At 70.5% G+C, this 17133-nt stretch carries 13 protein-coding genes and 1 pseudogene; 13 read left to right on the forward strand and 1 reads right to left on the reverse strand.

Going from position 1 to position 17133, the window contains the following annotated elements:
- The first annotated feature begins 7 nt into the window (after positions 1 to 7).
- From AZOLI_RS14710 to AZOLI_RS31215, 13 genes and pseudogenes are all read left to right on the forward strand, one after another.
- A complete protein-coding gene (locus AZOLI_RS14710) occupies positions 8 to 922 on the forward strand; it encodes an endo alpha-1,4 polygalactosaminidase (protein WP_162488209.1) in 915 nt (304 codons plus the stop codon).
- Positions 919 to 3213 (forward strand): polysaccharide deacetylase family protein, encoded by a 2295-nt coding sequence (locus tag AZOLI_RS14715; protein WP_014187958.1) that lies wholly within the window; start codon positions 919 to 921, stop codon positions 3211 to 3213. Before AZOLI_RS14710 ends, AZOLI_RS14715 begins: the two co-directional genes overlap by 4 nt.
- 7 nt (positions 3214 to 3220) lie before the next feature.
- Complete coding sequence (locus AZOLI_RS14720; protein ID WP_014187959.1) at positions 3221 to 6199, forward strand: tetratricopeptide repeat protein; 2979 nt, start codon at positions 3221 to 3223, stop codon at positions 6197 to 6199.
- Between the two features lie 205 nt (positions 6200 to 6404).
- Positions 6405 to 7976, forward strand: a complete 1572-nt coding sequence (locus AZOLI_RS14725; RefSeq protein ID WP_014187960.1) for a tetratricopeptide repeat protein — start codon at positions 6405 to 6407, stop codon at positions 7974 to 7976.
- 44 nt (positions 7977 to 8020) lie between these two features.
- Positions 8021 to 8665 carry a hypothetical protein gene (locus AZOLI_RS14730; protein ID WP_014187961.1) on the forward strand — a complete coding sequence of 215 codons (645 nt, stop codon included), beginning with the start codon at positions 8021 to 8023 and terminating at the stop codon, positions 8663 to 8665.
- Between the two features lie 14 nt (positions 8666 to 8679).
- On the forward strand, positions 8680 to 10080 hold the full coding sequence (locus AZOLI_RS14735) for a GAF domain-containing protein (protein WP_014187962.1): 1401 nt from the start codon (positions 8680 to 8682) through the stop codon (positions 10078 to 10080).
- Positions 10077 to 11213 (forward strand): tetratricopeptide repeat protein, encoded by a 1137-nt coding sequence (locus AZOLI_RS14740; RefSeq protein ID WP_014187963.1) that lies wholly within the window; start codon positions 10077 to 10079, stop codon positions 11211 to 11213. Before AZOLI_RS14735 ends, AZOLI_RS14740 begins: the two co-directional genes overlap by 4 nt.
- Positions 11210 to 12793: a GT4 family glycosyltransferase PelF gene (gene pelF, locus AZOLI_RS14745; RefSeq protein WP_014187964.1), complete on the forward strand. Its 1584-nt coding sequence runs from the start codon at positions 11210 to 11212 to the stop codon at positions 12791 to 12793. Before AZOLI_RS14740 ends, pelF begins: the two co-directional genes overlap by 4 nt.
- 215 nt (positions 12794 to 13008) lie before the next feature.
- Positions 13009 to 14388, forward strand: a complete 1380-nt coding sequence (gene pelG / locus AZOLI_RS14750) for an exopolysaccharide Pel transporter PelG (RefSeq protein WP_014187965.1) — start codon at positions 13009 to 13011, stop codon at positions 14386 to 14388.
- Positions 14385 to 14861, forward strand: a complete 477-nt coding sequence (locus tag AZOLI_RS14755; RefSeq protein ID WP_014187966.1) for a hypothetical protein — start codon at positions 14385 to 14387, stop codon at positions 14859 to 14861. Before pelG ends, AZOLI_RS14755 begins: the two co-directional genes overlap by 4 nt.
- A gap of 87 nt (positions 14862 to 14948) precedes the next feature.
- Positions 14949 to 15647: a class I SAM-dependent methyltransferase gene (locus AZOLI_RS14760; RefSeq protein ID WP_014187967.1), complete on the forward strand. Its 699-nt coding sequence runs from the start codon at positions 14949 to 14951 to the stop codon at positions 15645 to 15647.
- A 78-nt stretch (positions 15648 to 15725) separates the two neighbouring features.
- Positions 15726 to 15974 (forward strand): annotated as a pseudogene (locus AZOLI_RS33635) (transposase); the annotation flags it as partial.
- Positions 15932 to 16480: an IS5 family transposase gene (locus tag AZOLI_RS31215; RefSeq protein ID WP_275451542.1), complete on the forward strand. Its 549-nt coding sequence runs from the start codon at positions 15932 to 15934 to the stop codon at positions 16478 to 16480. The pseudogene AZOLI_RS33635 and the gene AZOLI_RS31215, both read left to right, overlap by 43 nt.
- Before the next feature lie 111 nt (positions 16481 to 16591).
- Here the strand turns inward: AZOLI_RS31215 and AZOLI_RS14775 are convergent, their stop codons facing one another.
- Positions 16592 to 17023, reverse strand: a complete 432-nt coding sequence (locus AZOLI_RS14775; protein WP_162488211.1) for an ArsR/SmtB family transcription factor — start codon at positions 17021 to 17023, stop codon at positions 16592 to 16594.
- Positions 17024 to 17133 lie beyond the last annotated feature (110 nt).

The following is a 17133-nucleotide window of genomic DNA, read 5'->3' on the forward strand; positions in this document are numbered from 1 at the left end:
GGGTGGCGTGATCGGTGGTCTGATCGGGCGGCGCGCAGTCGCCGCGGGGCTGGTGTCGGGTGCGGCGTCGCTGGCGTTGCCCAACCGCCCGCTGCGGGCCGCCGGGACCGGCCAGGCTTCGGCTTTTCCATCCTCCGCCACTCGATCCCCCAATTCTCCCTGGGCGGTCTATTACGCCGATGCGGCTCCGTTGTCGGCCTTCCAGCCCTACCGGCTGCTGGTCCTGGACAGCCGCACCCATCCGCCGCTCCAGCCGCTGGCCGACCGCGGCAAGACCCTGTTCGGCTATCTCAGCGTGGGGGAGGTGGAGACTCACCGGCCATGGTTCGGCCGGGTGAAGGGCTGGGGCATCCTGGACCAGGAGAACCCCAACTGGCCCGGCAGCTTCTATGTCGATGTCCGCGACCGCCGCTGGGTCAAGCTGGTGGTGGAGGAACTGGTGCCGGCCATCCTGCGCGAAGGCTTCCACGGCGTCTTCCTCGACACGCTCGACAACCCGCCGCATCTGGAGCGCACCGAGCCCAAGCGCTGGCGCGGCATGACCGACGCCGCGGCGGCGCTGGTGCGGGCCATCCGCCGCAACTGGCCGGACATCGGCCTGACGCAGAACCGCGCCTATGAGATCCTGCCGCAGACGGCCCCGCTGCTGACCCATGTGCTGGGCGAGAGCGTCTATGCCGGCTGGGATTTCGCCGCCAGGCGCCCGCACCGCCAGAGTGCGGAGGATTACCGGTTCCAGGTGGAGGCGCTGAAGGCCGCCGGCGCATCGAACCCGCGTCTCGGCCTACTGACGCTCGATTACTGGGATCCAGCCGACACGGCGGGCGTGCGGGCCATCTACGATCTGCAGCGGGCCAACGGCTTTTCCCCCTATGTCTCCACGGTCGAACTGGACCGCCTGATCCCGGAGCCGGCCCGGTGAGGCGCATCGCCACAGCGGTGGCGGCAGCGCTGGCGCTCGGCCTGCTGCTGCCGTGGGCCATGCCCGCCACGGCGGCCAGCGCGCCGCCTGCGGCCGCAGCCTTCCGGCAGGAGGTGCCGCGCACCATCCTGGCGCTGGTCGACCTGCGGGAGGAGGACACGATCCGCCTCAGCCGCATCCACACCATGGTGGAACTGCCGCTGAACCATCTGGGATTGTCGGTCGTCTATTGGAACGTCGCCGACGGCCTGCCCGATCTGTCGCGCTATCCGGGCTTGCGCGGCGTCGTCACCTGGTTCGCCGGCGAGCCCTTCGCCGATGCCGCCGCCTACATCGACTGGGTGGGGCGGGCGATGGACCGCGGCGTCCGCTTCGCCGTGCTGGGCCAGCCGGGGGTGCGGCTGGAGCGCGGCGGCAGGCCGGTGCCGCTGGCGCTCGCCAACCGCTTCTTCGCCCGCTTCGGGCTGCGCGACGACGACGGCTTTTCCGACCTGACCTACCGGTCGAAGCCGGCACTGGCCGATGGGACGATCGGTTTCGAACGGACGCTGTCGGGCGTGCTGCCCGGCTATCCGCTGTTCCGCAAGACCGATGCCCGCGTCTCCTCCCATCTGGTGATGCGGCGGGCGGACGATCCGGCCAGCGACAGCCATCTGGTGGTGACCGGCCCGGCCGGCGGGCTGGCGGCCGAAGGCTACGACCGCTATTTCGACGCCGAGTACAACCGGCGGCAATGGATCGTCGATCCCTTCGCCTTCTTCCGGAACGCCTTCGCCACCGACGACCTGCCGAAGCCCGACGTCACCACCCTGTCGGGCCGGCGGATCTATTTCAGCCACATCGACGGCGACGGCTGGCGCAACGTGACGGAGGTGACGCCCCATGCCGCCAAGCGGGTCCTGTCCGCCGACATGGTGCGCATCGCCGCCATCGAGCCCTTTCCCGACCTGCCGGTGACCGTCGCCCCCATCGTCGGCGACCTCGACCCGACCTGGAACGGCACGCCGCAGTCGGTCGAGGCGGCGAAGACACTGTTCGCCCTGCCGCAGGTCGAACCGGCCAGCCACACCTGGACCCATCCCTTCCAGTGGATTTTCTTCAAGGACTACAGCCGGCAGAAGGAAGCCCCGTTCCTCGACCGCGACGGCACATACCGCCCGACCAAGAGCGACGACCACGCGGCGGAGACGGCGGGCGAGGTGTCGGACATCGGCCGCTATGCCGTTCCGCGCGCCTATCTGCAGCAGCCCTTCGACCTCGACCAGGAGATCGGCGGCGCGCTGGATTACTTCACCCGGCTGGCCCCGGCCGGCAAGCGGGCGGTGCTGGTGCAATGGTCGGGCGACACCTCTCCGTTCGAGGACGCGCTGGCGGCGGTGCGCAAGACGGGCGGCGTCAACATGAACGGCGGCGACGCCCGCTTCGACGCCGATTTCCCCTCCATCACCGGCCTGCCGCCCGTCGGCCTGCCGGTGGGGACGGAACGCCAGATCTACGCCGCCGGCAGCAACGAGAACACCTACACCGACCTGTGGACCAACCGCTTCTACGGCTACCGCAATCTGGTCAACACCATGCGGCATGCCGGCGCTCCCATCCGGCTGAAGCCCTTCAACGTCTATTACCACATGTACAGCGGCCAGAAGGCGGCCAGCCTGAATGCGCTGGTTTCGGTGCTGACCGCCGCCCGCGCGACGGAGCTGGCACCGGTCGCCGCCTCCATCTACGCCCGCATCGCCGAAGGTTTCTACACCGCCCGGTTCGAGCCGCTGGAGGGCGGACGGCGCTGGCGCGTGCGCGACCGCGGGGCGTTGAACACGCTGCGCTTCGACCGGGCCAGCGCCACCGCGGTCGATTTCACCCGCTCCACCGGGGTGCTGGGCCAGCGCCACAGCCAGGGCAGCCTTTATGTCGCGCTCGACCCCGCGGTGGCGGAGCCGGTGGTGGCGCTCGCCGAAATCGACCGGGCCGACCGCGATCCGCCCGCTCCCGTGCCCTATCTGGTCGAGGGGCGCTGGGCCTTCTCGGCGCTGGCGGGGGAGGGGACGGGGGAGGGCGCGGGCTTCCGCGTCGCCGCCACCGGCTATGGCGAGGGGGCCATGGTGTGGCGGGTTCCCCGTCCCGGACCCTGGACGATCACCGCGGAACGCGACGGCGCCGTCCTGTGGACCGGCAGCGCGACCGCCGATGACGACGGCCGGCTGGCCCTGACCGTCCCGCTGTCGGGCATCGACCCGCTGATCCTGCGGCTTCGTCCCATCCTTCGTCCCTCCGGCGGCGCGGCGGGGTAGGGCGGCGATGCGCGCGAACATCCTCGTCGTCCTGCTGGTGCTGATCGCGGGCATCGGCGCCAGCCTGCTGCTGATCCCGCGCGGCGGCGAGCTTGCCCTGCAGAAATTCCGCGACCGCGATTATGAAAGCGCCCGCGCCGTCTATGAGGAGCGCTATGCCGCCGGCGACCGTGGCGGCGCCACGGTGATGCCGCTGACCCGCCTGTCGCTGGCCCAGGGCGACGTGGAGCGCGCCATCGCGCTGACCGAGGAGTTCGTCGCCGCCGAGCCGACCTCCGTCGAGGCGCGCGAGCTGCTGAACCGCCTCTACCAGGATGCCCAGCGGCCGGGCGATTACCTGGAGAACCTGGCGGTCCTGGCGGAGCTGCGGCACAGCGCCGACCTCTATCGCGAACTGGCCTATGCCGCCGGATTCCGCAACCGGATGGCGTTGAAGGCCGAAGCGCTGGCCCGCTACTGCGCGCTGGCGCCCGAGGATGTCGAGGCCCAGCAGGAGCTGGCGGCGCTGCTGGCGGCGCGCGGCGACCATGCCGGCGCGGTGGACCGGCTTCTGCACGCCGACGACCGCGCCCGGGGCAACATCGGGGCCGACAGCCGCGAATTGCTGATGAGCCTGCTGATCGACCTCGGCCGGGCGGAGGATGCCTTCGGCCGCGCCCGGCGCTGGCTCGGCGAGCAGCCGACCGTCGCCGACATGATCGGTCTGGCGAGCCAGCTGGCGGCGGCCTCCCGGCCGGACCTGGGCGTGAGGCTGATCGAGCCGCAGGTGACAGGTCGAACGCCCGTTTTGGCACTTGAGCTGACCTACGTCGACCTGCTGATCGCCGCAGACCGCCGGGAAGAGGCGCGGACCCGCCTGTCGGCGCTGTCCGGCCGGGTGGAGGATTCCCAGTTCGGCCGGCTGCTGGCGCTGGAGATGAATGCCGGGCAGGCGCGGGAGGCGTTGCGGGCCGCGAAGGGCCGCGACCTGCGTCTGGCGCCGGATTGGGTGCTGGCCGGGCTGGCCGAGACGGCGCTGCGCGACGGCGACCGCCCCTTCCTCGACCGCCTGCATCGCGAATTGGGCGAGGGGTTCCTCGCCGATTACCCGGTGCTGGCGGCGAACATCGCGCTCGGCCGCGGCGATGCCGATGCCGCCGCGCGCTGGGCGGAGCGCGGTCTGGCCGGGAGCGCGCTGACCCTCGGCGACCGGCTGGCCGCCATCCGCATTCTCGACCGCGCCGGCCGCCGTGCCGCCGCCGCTGCCGCCTTCGACCGTCTGGCGCCGTTCGATGCGGTTCCCGACGACCAGCTGGAGGAGTTGGCGGCCCTGTTCATCGACCTGGAGCGCGCGCCCGCCGGTCTGGACTGGTTCGCTGCGCACCGGCAGGCCAAGCCTTCTCCGGCGGCCGAGCAGGGCTGGGCGAGGCTGGCGGCCAAGGCGGGCGACCCGGTTGCCGTCGCCGACTGGCTGGCCGCCCGGCCGGTGCTGCCCGTCGCCCTGCTGCAGGACATCGCCGGCAGCGCCGCCGAACGGGCCGTTGCCGACCGGCGCGCCGCCCCGCTGGCGCTGGCCGCAGCACAGCGCGCCTTCGCGCTCGACCCCTCGCCGCGCAGCCGTCTGGCCCTCGCCATCGCCCTGACCGCGACCGGCAAACCGGCGGAGGCGCTGCCGCTGCTGTCTCCGCTGTTGGACCGGGGCGGGGCCGAGATCGAAGCCGCCTACATCGCGGCGCTCGACGGCGCCGGCCGGTCGGAGGAGCTGGCCCGCCACCTGACCGCCAAGCTGGCAAAGGGCGGCCTGAGCGACGCGGAGGAGCAGGGCATCGCCTATCTGCTGCTCGACCACAAGGCCTACCGCGCCGCCCTGCCGCTGCTGCGCGCGCGGGCGGAACGGCTGGGCGGCGTCTGGCTGGCAGTCTATGCCGATGCCGCGGCCAAGGCGAACGCGCTGCCCGACCTTGCCGCCCTGCTGCAACGGCAGGCCGCCGCCGCCCCGCTGGCCGAAGCGGAGGATTCGCTCTACCGCAGTACGCTGGAAACGCTGGGCCGCAAGGCGGAGCTGCGCCGCTACCTGCTGGCCCGCGCCACCGACGACCGCCTGCCGGTGGAGCGGCGTCGCGAACCGGCCTTCGCCCTGCTGGCGCTCGGCGACAAGACGGGGGCGACGCGGGCTTTGCAGCGGCTGGCCGCGATGCAGGGGCCGCAGAGCGGGGATTTCCGGCAGCTCGCCTATCTGTGGGGGCCGCGCCCGCCAGCCGCGGCGCTGGACTGGCTGGAGGCGCGGGCCAAGGCGGCAGCCGGCCCGGAGGCGCAGGCGGCATGGTACGACCGTCTGGCCGAACTCGGCGGCGGGGCCCGCGTCACCGCAAGCCTCGCGACGCCCGCCGGTCCGCCGGTCCAGCCGGCGCTGCAGGCTCCCTACATCGAGGCGCTGGCGTCGGCCGGCAAGGGCAGGGAACTGGCGGTCGCCGTCCGTGCCGCCCTGCGCGAGGACGCCACGCCCGACCGGCTGCGCCGCTATGCCCGCCTCGCCGAACAGACCGGCCAGCGCGCCGCCGCCGCCGAGGCCTGGACGGCCCTGCTGGCAAGGAAGCCCGAGGATGCCGACGCGCTGCGCCAGCTGGGCATGCTGGCCTTCGACGGGAACCGCCTTGCCGATGCCGAGCGCCTGCTGCGCCGCTACACCGCGCGCGGCCCCGACGATCACGAGGCGCATTATTTCCTGGGCGAGACTCTGACCGCCCTGAAGCGTCCCGCCGCGGCATTGCCCTTCTACCGCATCGCGCTGGCCCAGCTCCGCGCCCGCGGCGGCCGGGACGACGCGGCGGTCCTGACGGAGGCCAACCTGCTGAACCGGCTGGGCAAGGTCGACGAGGCCGTCGCCCTGTTCGACTCCCTGCGCAAGCGCCATCCCGGCGACCGGCAGCTGACGGCGGACTATGCATCGATGCTGATCGAAAACGGACGACTGCCGGAGGCCCGCCGTGTCCTGGCCCTTCCGTGATGATTTCCGCGCCTTGACGCACTCCACCCCCTCTCCCCCCCGGGTAGAGGGAGGGACCCCGCGCCATCGGCGCGGGGAGGGTGAGGGGGATGCGTGGCGTGACTTCCCGAGAATTCCAGCCGCGTATCCCCCTCACCCTAATCCTCTCCCCGCTTTCGGCGGACCGGAGGTCCGCCTGTCGCGTCAGCGCAAACGAAGTTTGCGCGTGAGCGGGGGGGAGAGGGGATCGAAAGCGCTCACGCTCGCCCTCCTCGCCGTCCTCCTCGCCGCCACCCCCATCCACGCCCAGCCGGCGCCGTCCTCCGCCCGTCTGGAAACCGTGCGGGAGGATCGCGCCGCCCGCTTCACCCTGAGCTGGCCCGCTCCGGTCGCGACCGAGGTGGAGCGCCAGGGCCGCGAGATCGTTCTGCGCTTCAGCCGGCCGCTCGGCGATGTGGCGCTCGACCGCGTGCCGGAGCGGCTGGAGTCCTGGATCGACAACATCCTCTACGGCTATGACAGCGTCGTCCTGGTCCCGTCAGCCGGCGTCGCCGCCGACATCGCGGCAAACCCCAGGGGCGTGACCATTGCGTTGAGCCGCTCCCCCGCCGCGCGCCCGACGCCGCAGGCCGAGGCGGCCGACCGTGCCGCGCAGCGCCGCATCGACTATTTCCGCGCAGTGACGATGATGGAGGGCGGGGAGGTCCGGCCGGCGCGGGAGCTGTTGCGCGACCTGCTGGCGCGAGACCCGCGGGACGCCCAGTCCACCGCCCTGCTGGGTCAGGCGGAGGAGCGGCTCGGCCGCTGGCGCGAGGCGGCGACGGCCTATGACGGCGCGCTGGAGCTGACGCCCGGCGAGCCGTCGCTGGTCGGGGCCAAGGCGCTGCTTCTGTACGCGAATGCCGACCGCGTCCGCCTCGACGTCGATTGGCAACAGGTGCGCAACGCCGACATGCAGCGCATCGCGCGTCTCGGCGGCGTGCAGGAGCTTGGCCGGTCCACCAGCCTGACCTGGGGGCTGGAACGGCGCGAGGTGGATGTCGATGCCGCCCAGCGCGCCGACGGCCGGCTGGAGCCCTTCCACGGCGCGCGCACCCGTCTGGAGGCGGCGCTGGTCCATGACTGGCCGGAGCTGCAGCGCTCCACCCTGTCCGTCTACGCCGCGCCGCGGACGCTGGGCGCCGGCTACACCCACGGCTGGCGCGACGAGGAGGGGGAGACCCGCGCCGGCTTCGCCTGGAGCGAGCCCAGCTTCGCCTTCCTGGAGGGCATCGTCGGCGGCGGCCGGCGCGACCGGCTTTTCCTGCAGCATGAGGACCGGCTGTCGGAGCGCTGGTCGCTGTCGTTCGGCGCCGGCTACAACCGCTATGGGCTGGCCGGGGCCGCCGATCTGGCGCGCAGCGCCACGGTGGAAGGCTCCCTGCGCTACGTCCTGAACGCCGCCGGGCCGCTCGCCAGCGTCGCCTATGTGCTGGACGCCGAATATGTCGGCCACCGCGAGGAACGGCAGAACGCGGACGGACAGGCCTACATCCCGCTGCCGGCCGCGACGCGCGAGGTCCACGCGCTCCAGGTGAATGTCGAGGACCATCTCGCCGACTATGTCCGCTATGCCGCGCAGCTCGGCTACGCCTATGACCGCCGGGGGCGCAGCGGCCCGCAGGGCGCGGTTTCCCTGGCTTGGGAGCCGGCGGAGGGGCTGGAACTGGGGCTTCGCGCCGCCCATGCCCGCTCCACCGCCCGCGGCACGGCCAGTGCGGTGAACAGCGCAGGCGTCACTCTGGTCTGGCGTTATTGACGGTGTGTCAACGTCTTCATGGTTAAAGGAAGGGAAACAGCGGAATGGGGATGCGTGACGCGATGGGGCCGACGGCCATGGGGATGAAAACCAAGGGAATACAAGCCTGCGGCGCGCTGCTGCTGGCCGGGCTGCTGCTGGCGGGCTGCAGCGTCGGGCGGATCAACAGCCGTGACTTCGCCCAGCCGGGTGCCGCGCTGCCGGCCGGCGCCACCGTCGCCGTTCTGCCGTTCGAGAACCTGACCAACCATCCCAATGCCGGCCAGATCGCCGCCGATCTCGTCTCCACCGAGTTGTACGGCGTCGGCGGTGTCCGCATGGTGGAGGCCGGCCGGGTCCGCAGCCGCCTGTCGGAGCTGAAGTCCGCCGATGCCGGCCCCGCCGCGGCGTCCGACTCCCAGGCCGATGCCCCGCTCGACGCGCAGGCCGCCGGCCGGGCGCTGGCGGTGGACGCGGTGCTGGCCGGCAGCGTGTCGGAATACGGCTATCAGCATGGCCTGCGGGAAGAGCCGGTGGTCGGGCTGAACGCCCGGCTGGTGCGCGTCTCCGATGGTGCCGTTCTCTGGACCTCCAGCCAGTCGGAGGCCGGGCGCGGCTATTTCAGCCGCGACAGCGTCAACAACGTCGCCCAGCGCGTGGTGGCGCGCATGATCGACAGCCTGCGGCCGGTGGTCGCCGCCACTCCCTGAGGCCCGGCCCGACGATGAGCAGCCAGCCCCCCGCCGTCCCGGCAGCCACGATCCCCGCCGACGGTGCGCCCCGCCGCCGCTGGTTCGGCCTGCGTCCGGTGGCTCTGCTGGAACTCGTGCTGTTCTTCGGCGTGGTGCTGGGGCTGGATGTCTGGCTCGGCTCCGGCCATCGGTTCGAGGGGGTGCAGCCGCATCCCTTCTGGATCCCGGTCCTGCTGCTGGCGATCCAGTACGGCACGAACGAGGGCGTTCTGGCGGCGCTGGCCGCGACAGTGGCGCTGCGGCTGGGCAATGTGCCGGACGCCGGCATCACCCAGGACCTGTACGACCATCTCTTCACCCTGACGCGCGAGCCGATCCTGTGGCTGGTCGCCGCCGTGCTGTTCGGCGAGCTGCGCATGCGCCATCTGCGCGAGCGGGAGGAGCTGCGCGCCGGCCTTGCCGCCGCCCGGCAGGAGGCGGAGGCCATCGCCCGCTCCTACCGCGCCCTGAAATCGGTCAAGGAGAGTCTGGAGACCCGTGTCGCCGGCCAGCTGCGCACCGTCTTCACCCTCTATCAGGCCGCCAAGTCCATCGACCGGCTGGACGAGGGGGAGGTGATGCTGGGCGTCGCCGACCTCGTGCGCACCGTCATGAAGCCGGAGAAGTTCTCGCTGTTCCTGCTGAACAACGACGTGCTGGAATCGGTGACGAACGAGGGCTGGGACGACGACACCGACACCTATGCCCGCTGGTTCGACAGCGGCACCGCCCTGTTCCAGCAGGTGATCGCCCGCCAGCGTCAGGTCTGCGTCAACCGGGCCGAGGACGAACGCATCCTGGCCGGCGAAGGCATTCTGGCCGGACCGCTGGCCAGCAGCGACACCGGCGAGGTCGTCGGCATGGTGAAGATCGAAAGCCTGGGCTTCACCGACCTCAGCGTCAACACGGTCGAGAATTTCCGCATCCTGTGCGAATGGATCGGCACCGCGCTGGCCAAGGCGCGCCAGTACCGCACCGCCAACGAACAGCGGGTGTTCACCGACGACGCGCTCTATTCCTCCAGCTACATCGGCCGTCAGGCGGAATTCCTGGCGCTGCTCGGGCGCCGCATGGGGTTCGAGACCACGGCCATCACCATCCGCCCCGTCGGCATATCCCGCCTGTCGGTGGGCCAGCGGGCGGAGCTTGCCGCCGCCATCGGCGAGGCGGTGCGCGGCAGCCTGCGCGACACCGACCTCGCCTGCGATTTCGGCCATCAGGGAACGTCCTTCGGCGTCGTGCTGGCCGGCACGCCGCTGGACGGCGCCCGGCTGGTGGAGGCGAAGCTGGAGCGTGCCGTCCGGCAGGCCCTGCCGGCTGCCCTGGCCGACATCACCATCGGCTTCACCACCCGGCGGATCGAAGCTCCCGCGGATGGACAGGCGGCGCAATGAGCACCCCGTCCTCCGCCGCTTCCGAGGGTCTTGCCGGCGACCGGCCGTCCGCCGGCGTGGGCGAACTGCTGCTGGTGGCGCCGTCCGCCGGTCTGCTCGACGCCGCGGTGGCGGCATTCGCTCTCTCGGATCTGGCCTTCGGCCTGCCGGTCTGCGCGGCGCTGCATCTGGCGCTCTGCGGTCTGGTCGGGCTTTGGGTGCGCGGACTGGTGCGGCGTGGGCGCGACCTGCGGCTGGCCGGGCTTCTGCTGGTCACCATGGTGCCGCTGGGTCCGGTCGGGGCCGCCTGCACCGTGGCGACCGCGGCGCTGCTGGCGCTGTTCAGCCGCTATGCCACCGGGTTCCAGGACTGGTATCTCTCGCTCTTTCCCGACAGCGAGATCGGCCCGGCGCGCGAGCTGTACGAGCTGATCGTGAGCGGGCGGGAGAACGCGCACCTCGCCGCCGGCGAGTCCTTCACCGACGTGATGTGGATGGGCTCGCCGCAGCAGAAGCAGGCGGTGATCGCGCTGGTCGCCCGCCATTTCCGCCCCGCCTTCACCCCAGCGCTGAAGGCCGGTCTCGCCGACGCGGATCCGTCCGTCCGCGTCCAGGCCGCCACCGCCACCGCACGGGTGGAGCATGAGTTCAACGAGCGCTGGCTTGCGCTGGACCATGCCGCGCGGGACCGGGCGGAGGATGCGGACGCCCTGGCCGCGCTCGCCCGCCATCTCGACGATTACGCCTTCTGCGGGCTGCTGGATGCCAACCGCGAGGCGGAGATTCGGGAAAAGGCGCTGGAGGGCTATCGCCGCAGCCTGGATCTCGCCCCCGATGACGACGGCATCCGCCTCGACCTCGGCCGGCTGCTGCTGCGCTGCGGACTGGCGGCGGAGGCGGCGGAGCGCTTGGAGCCGCTGGTCGACCGCACGCCCGACCGCCGCATCCTCTACTGGTACGCCGAAAGCCTGTTCCGGCTGGGCCGGTTCGCCGAGCTGCGGGCGCTGCCGGGCCGCCGGCCCGACCTGCTGGGCAACGAGGCCGAACTGCCCCACACCCTGCGCGACGTCTTCGCGCTGTGGCGCGGCGATTCGGCCGCGACACCGCCGGAGGCGGTTCCCCCGGAAGCCGGTGCGACGGAGCTTGCCGCATGAGCCGCAACTCTTCCCTGCCCGAGGCGCCCCATGCCCCCAAGGCCGACGTCTGCCTGCTGATGGAGGGCTCCTATCCCTATGTCGCGGGCGGCGTGTCGACCTGGACCCATGACCTGATCCGTTCCCACGCCGACCTGACCTTCCACATCGTCGCCCTGGTCGCCGACCGCGGCGCCCGCCGGCTGGCCTACGAGCTGCCGCCCAACGTCACCGGCCTGACCCATGTCTATCTCCAGGACCCGCCCGCCGGCTGGCGCTGGCAGCCCGGAACGGCGCGGCTGGTGGCGGCGCTGGAGACGCCGCTCGGCCGGCTGCAGCAGGGCGGCGGGCTGGCGGAGGTGGCCGAGGTGCTGCGGCTGCTGGCGCCGCGGCGCGGCCGGGTCGGCAAGCGGGCGCTGCTGAACTCCGAGCACGCCTTCCAGATGGTGGTGCGCATGTGCAGGGCCGCCCTGCCGGACGCCTCCTTCCTGGAATATTTCTGGGGCAGCCGCGCCCTGATGAGCGGGCTGTTCGCCACGCTGCTGGTGCCGATGCCGCAGGCCTCCGTCTATCATGCCGTGTCCACCGGCTATGCCGGGCTGTTCGCTGCGCGGGCGAGGCTGGAGACCGGGCGGCCGGCGCTGCTGACCGAACACGGCATCTACACCAACGAGCGGCGCATCGAGATCCTGATGGCCGAATGGCTGTTCGAGGGCGGCGACACCTCCCTGGTGCTCGACCGGAAGAAGCGCGACCTGCGGGATCTGTGGTTGGACACCTTCGCCAGCTACTCCAAGGCCTGTTACGACGCCTGCGACCGCATCATCACCTTGTACGGTGGAAACCAGGAGTTCCAGCGCCGCCAGGGCGCCGATCCGGCCAAGCTGACGATCGTGCCCAACGGCATCGACTATGCCGGCTATTCCCAGGTCCGGCGCGACCCGGAGCCGCGCCCGCCGACCATCGCGCTGATCGGCCGCGTCGTGCCGATCAAGGACGTGAAGACCTACATCCGCGCGGCATCCATCCTGCGCGAGGACATCCCCGATTTGAAGGCGATGATCCTAGGGCCGCTGGAGGAGGATCCCGGCTATGTCGAGGAATGCCGCACCATCGTGGCGCATCTGGGGCTGGAGCAGACGGTGATCTTCGCCGGCCGGGTCAAGCTGACCGAGTGGCTGGGCCGGGTCGACGCCATCGCGCTGACCAGCGTCAGCGAGGCGCAGCCGCTGGTGATCCTGGAGGCCGGCGCATCCGGCGTGCCGACGGTGGCGACCGACGTCGGGTCCTGCGCCGAGCTGCTGCTGGGCCGCCCGGACGAGGATCCGCCGCTGGGGCCGGGCGGGGCGGTGACGCCGCTGGCAAGCCCGCTCGACACCGCGCGGGAACTGCGCGCCCTGCTGCTCGACCGCCCGTGGCGCGAGCGCTGCGCCCAGGCCATCGCCCGGCGCGTCGCCCAGTCCTACGACAAGGTCGCCATCGACCGCATCTACCGCGCCATCTATGACGAGCACATCGCCATGCCGACCCGGCCGGTATCGCATGCCCCAACCACAGTCAAACAAAGCCCCTCTCCCCTTGTGGGAGAGGGGTTGGGGTGAGGGGGCGCAAATCCGGATCGCACCGGCCTTGCGGCCGGCCCCACCCCTCATCCCAACCCGCGAAACCTACGGATGCCTTTGGCCTCCTTCGGCCCCCGCCCCACAAGGGGAGAAGGGCATCCGCAACTGAAAGCCGCTGTTTTGGACCGACGATTCGATGCCCCAGCTTTCCATTCCTAACCAGTCCGCCGTCACCCTGAGCGGGGCCGCCTGAGATGGCCGGCATCGGCTTCGCGCTCCGCCGGCTGGCCCGGCGCGACGACCTGCTGGGCGTGCTGCAGGGCTACGCCCATTCCGCCTTCATCACCTCGGGGCCGTGGATGTTCACCATCCTGGCGCTGGCCGGCATCACGCTGTTCGGCCGCGATCTGGTGGGGGGGGAGCAGCTGACGCTGTTCCGCGTGGTGGTGATCTACAATTTCTGCTTCTCGGTGGTCCTGACCGGGCCGCTGGTGATGGTCGCCACCCGCTATCTCGCCGACGCCATCTATGCCAAGGAGGTGGAGGCGGCGCCGGGCATGCTGCTGGCGACGCTTGGGCTGGCCTATGCCATCGCCGGGCTGACCGCCGGTCCCTTCTATCCGCTGTTCAGCGGGCTGCCGCTGCCGGTGATGCTGGGCGGGCTGGCGAACTTCTTCCTGGTCTGCGGCATCTGGGTGGTGTCGATCTTCCTGTCGGCGCTGAAGGATTATCTGGCGGTCACCGTCGCCTTCGGCGTCGGCATGGCGGTGGGCATGGCCGCCACGCTGCTGCTGGGCGACCGCTATGGCGCCGCCGGCATGGTCTGGGGCTTTTCCGCCGGGCTGGCGGCGATCCAGTTCGGGCTGATCGCGCGGGTGCTTGCCGAATATCCCTATCCCGTCGGCCGGCTGTTCGATTTCCTCAGCTATTTCCGCCGCTATTGGGACCTGGCGTCGATCGGCCTGTTCGCCAATGCCGCGGTGTGGACCGACAAATGGATCATGTGGTTTGCACCGGAACGCGAGGTCGTCTCCGGCGCCATGACGATCTACAGCGCCTATGACGGCGCCATGTTCGTGGCCTATCTGACGACGCTGCCGGCGCTGACCCTGTTCACGGTGAACATCGAGACCCGATTCTTCGAGCATTACCAGGGCTTCTACCGCGACATCCAGAAGCACGCGACCTTCGACCAGATCGCGCGCAACCACCGATCCATCATCGCCGCCCTGCTGGACAGCAGCCGCAATCTGGTGATCCTGCAGGGGGCGGTCTGTGCCGTCTGCATCTTCCTGGCCCCGACGATCATCGGCGCCATCGGCCTGCAGTACCAGCAGATCGGCATGTTCCGCTTCGGCGTGCTGGGCGCCTTCTTCCAGGTGATGTTCCTGTTCTGCACGGTCATCCTGGCCTATTTCGACCTGCGGGGGCGGAACCTGACGGCGCAGCTGGTCTATCTGGCAGCCAATGGCGGCTTCACCCTGCTGTTCAGCCGCCTGGGCTTCCCGTGGTACGGCTACGGCTATTTCCTCGGCTCGCTGGTCGCCTTCGCCGTCGCCTATCTGATGGTGGCCGACGCGGTGCGGCGGCTGCCCTATTTCGCCTTCGTCGCCAACAACCCGTCGGTACGATGACCCGCCGCTTCCTCACCGCCCTGCCGATGGGCCTGCTGATGGCTGCGCTCCTGCTTCCGCTGTCCGCCGGAGCGCAGGAGGTGCTGCCCACCGACCGCACCGCCCCCGGCCATCTGCGCCCGCCCTTCCGCGCCTACGAACCCCCGCCGCCCGGTCACGCGCCCCGCCCGCGCCGCACCGAAAGCCGCCGCGTCTACGCCCTGCCGGAGGGGGTGAAGGGCCTTGCCACCTTCGACCGCACCCTGTCGCACCTGTGCCAGCGCGGCGCCTTCCTGCAGGAGATCGACGGCCTCTATTGGGCGGCGACGCCGGATTTCCGCTATGGCGTCGCCTTTTCCGGCGGCGCCAACCTGGTCGATCCGCAGAACCGGCGCCAGCCCGGCAAGGCCTATTTCTTCCGCAACCAGGACAGCCGCTGCAGCGTCTGGGTCGGCGATCAGGCGAAGCTGATGCCGCACTACATCGGCGGCTGAGCGCCACCGCTTCGGGCTGGACCGCTTCATGCGATATATGCGAGCCTGCCCCGCGACCATGGGGCGATTGCCAAGGGAGAATCACGCATGAGCGAGCCCATCCGCCGCAAGGCCCTGGACGTGATCGCCGAGCGCCTCGATCTCGCCGGCCGCCGCATCGCCGATGTCGGCTGCGGTGAAGGCGGGTTCGTCCGCGCGCTGACCGGGCTGGGCGCCCAGGTGATCGGCGTCGAGTGCGGTGCCGAGATGCTGGAGCGCGCCCGTGCCGCCGAACCGGCCGGGAACGAGCGCTACGTCGAGGGGGTCGGGCAGGACCTGCCGCTGCCCGACGCCTCCGCCGATTGCGTCGTCTTCATGAACAGCCTGCACCATGTTCCGGTGGAGCATATGGCCGACGCCCTCGCCGAAGCCGCGCGGGTGCTGCTGCCGGGCGGGCTCGTGCTGGTCAACGAGCCCATCGCCGACGGCCCCTTCTTCCAGCTGACCCGGCTGGTCGAGGACGAGGAGGAGGTGCGTGCCGCCGCCCTGGCGTCGGTCAGAAGCGCCTGCGCCGCCGGCCTGTTCGTCGAGCGGGAGGAGGTCGTCTATCTCAACCCCGTGCGCTTCGACGGCTATGAGGCGTTCGCCACCCGGATGGGGCTGATCGATGCGGCCCGCAAGAGCCGCGTCGCCGCCGGCGAGGATGTCCTGCGCGCCCGCTTCCACGAGCTGGCGACCCTGCGCGACGGCTTCTTCTTCTTCGACCAGCCGGCCCGGCTGACCATCCTGGAAAAGCCGGCTTCCTAGGGCGTGTCGTCAGTTATGGGATTCCCAGCGGTAGGAATGCGTGATTCATAGAGGGTCGGCTGACGGGAGGGCCGACGAATGCGACGCTATGCTTTGCGCGACGATCAGTGGGAGCGGGTCCAGGATTTTCTGCCGGGGCGGGTAGGCCATGTCGGGGGGACGGCGAAGGACAACCGCCTGTTCGTCGAGGCGGTGCTGTACCGTTACCGGGCTGGCATTCCCTGGCGCGACCTGCCCACCCGGTTCGGGGATTGGAAGAACACCCACCGCCGCTACCGCCGCTGGTGCGAGAGCGGGGTGTTCGAGCGCCTTTTCAAAGCCCTGGCCGAGGACAGCGACAACGAGTACATGATGCTCGACGCGACCATCGTCCGCGCCCACCAGCACAGCGCCGGGGCGCGAAAAAAGGGGGCGCCTGCCAAGCCATCGGCCGATCACGAGGGGGGCTGACGACGAAGATCCATGCCATCGTGGACGCCTTGGGCAACCCGGTGGCGATCTCCCTGACCCCCGGTCAGGCCTCTGACTTCAGCCAAGCCGCCCCTCTGCTCGACGCGGTCGAGCCGCAGGCCCTCATCGCCGACAAGGCCTATGATGGCGACGCCCTGATCGACGCATTGAAGGAGCGCGACATCGTCCCCGTCATCCCGTCCAAGGCTAATCGGCTGATCGCCCGCGATACCGATTTCGCCTTGTACCGCGAACGTAATCTCGTCGAGCGATTCTTCAACAAGCTGAAGGGCTTCCGAGCCATGGCAACTCGATACGACAAGCTTGCCAGCACTTTCTTGGCGGCTGTTTACCTCGTGTCGGCTGTCATCTGGCTCAACTGACGACACGCCCTAGAGTGAGATCGGTTCAAGCGGAATCGCTTGAAGCGTGAATCACACGGAAAACCATAAGCTTAGAGTCCGTCTGGTGCTTCAATAAGCACCAGACGGACTCTAAACGCGCTGGACCTCTTCGTTCGGCGGCATCCGTGCCTTCCCGTCATTGATCTGCCGGACGCCGGCGCAGACGAGCCGGCAAAGGTCCCGCACCAGCGGCAGCGCGATGAAGTAGATCACCGAAACCCCGTCGCGGCGCCGGCCGAGGATGCCCGCCTCGACGAGGCAACCCAGCTGCTTCGACACGTTCGCCTGCTTCAGCCCGGTCGCTTCGACGATCCGGTTGACCGCCTGCGGCCTTTCCCAGACGGCCCGGACGATGCGCAGCCGCGACGGCTCGCCCAGGATGGCGAGCAGGCGGGCCACATCCGCGATTTCGGTATCTGCGATCGGCATCGATGATTCGGGGGCTGCTCGGGATGGCTGCGGACCGGTGAGGCTGTCGCTCTTAATCCAAAGGGCGGCCACCTGCAAAGCGATAACCGGCATACCCCGAATTCGCTTGATTGTATTGCCATCCAGCAATATAAGATTTTTCTTATAAACAAGGCGCGTCCTCATGCCGGGCCGGCGCGCGGACGACACTGAATTCCGGGGGA

This window comes from Azospirillum lipoferum 4B (genome assembly GCF_000283655.1).
In the GTDB taxonomy this organism is placed as follows: Bacteria; Pseudomonadota; Alphaproteobacteria; order Azospirillales; family Azospirillaceae; genus Azospirillum; species Azospirillum lipoferum_C.

Excerpts from the sequence above, each read along its gene's own strand:
- pelG (WP_014187965.1), top strand. The coding sequence starts at position 13,009 with ATGGCCGGCATCGGCTTCGCGCTCCGCCGGCTGGCCCGGCGCGACGAC.
- AZOLI_RS14755 (WP_014187966.1), top strand. The coding sequence starts at position 14,385 with ATGACCCGCCGCTTCCTCACCGCCCTGCCGATGGGCCTGCTGATGGCT.
- AZOLI_RS14775 (WP_162488211.1), bottom strand. The coding sequence starts at position 17,023 with ATGCCGGTTATCGCTTTGCAGGTGGCCGCCCTTTGGATTAAGAGCGAC.
- pelF (WP_014187964.1), top strand. The coding sequence starts at position 11,210 with ATGAGCCGCAACTCTTCCCTGCCCGAGGCGCCCCATGCCCCCAAGGCC.
- AZOLI_RS14760 (WP_014187967.1), top strand. The coding sequence starts at position 14,949 with ATGAGCGAGCCCATCCGCCGCAAGGCCCTGGACGTGATCGCCGAGCGC.
- AZOLI_RS14740 (WP_014187963.1), top strand. The coding sequence starts at position 10,077 with ATGAGCACCCCGTCCTCCGCCGCTTCCGAGGGTCTTGCCGGCGACCGG.
- AZOLI_RS14735 (WP_014187962.1), top strand. The coding sequence starts at position 8,680 with ATGAGCAGCCAGCCCCCCGCCGTCCCGGCAGCCACGATCCCCGCCGAC.
- AZOLI_RS14730 (WP_014187961.1), top strand. The coding sequence starts at position 8,021 with ATGGGGATGCGTGACGCGATGGGGCCGACGGCCATGGGGATGAAAACC.
- AZOLI_RS14720 (WP_014187959.1), top strand. The coding sequence starts at position 3,221 with ATGCGCGCGAACATCCTCGTCGTCCTGCTGGTGCTGATCGCGGGCATC.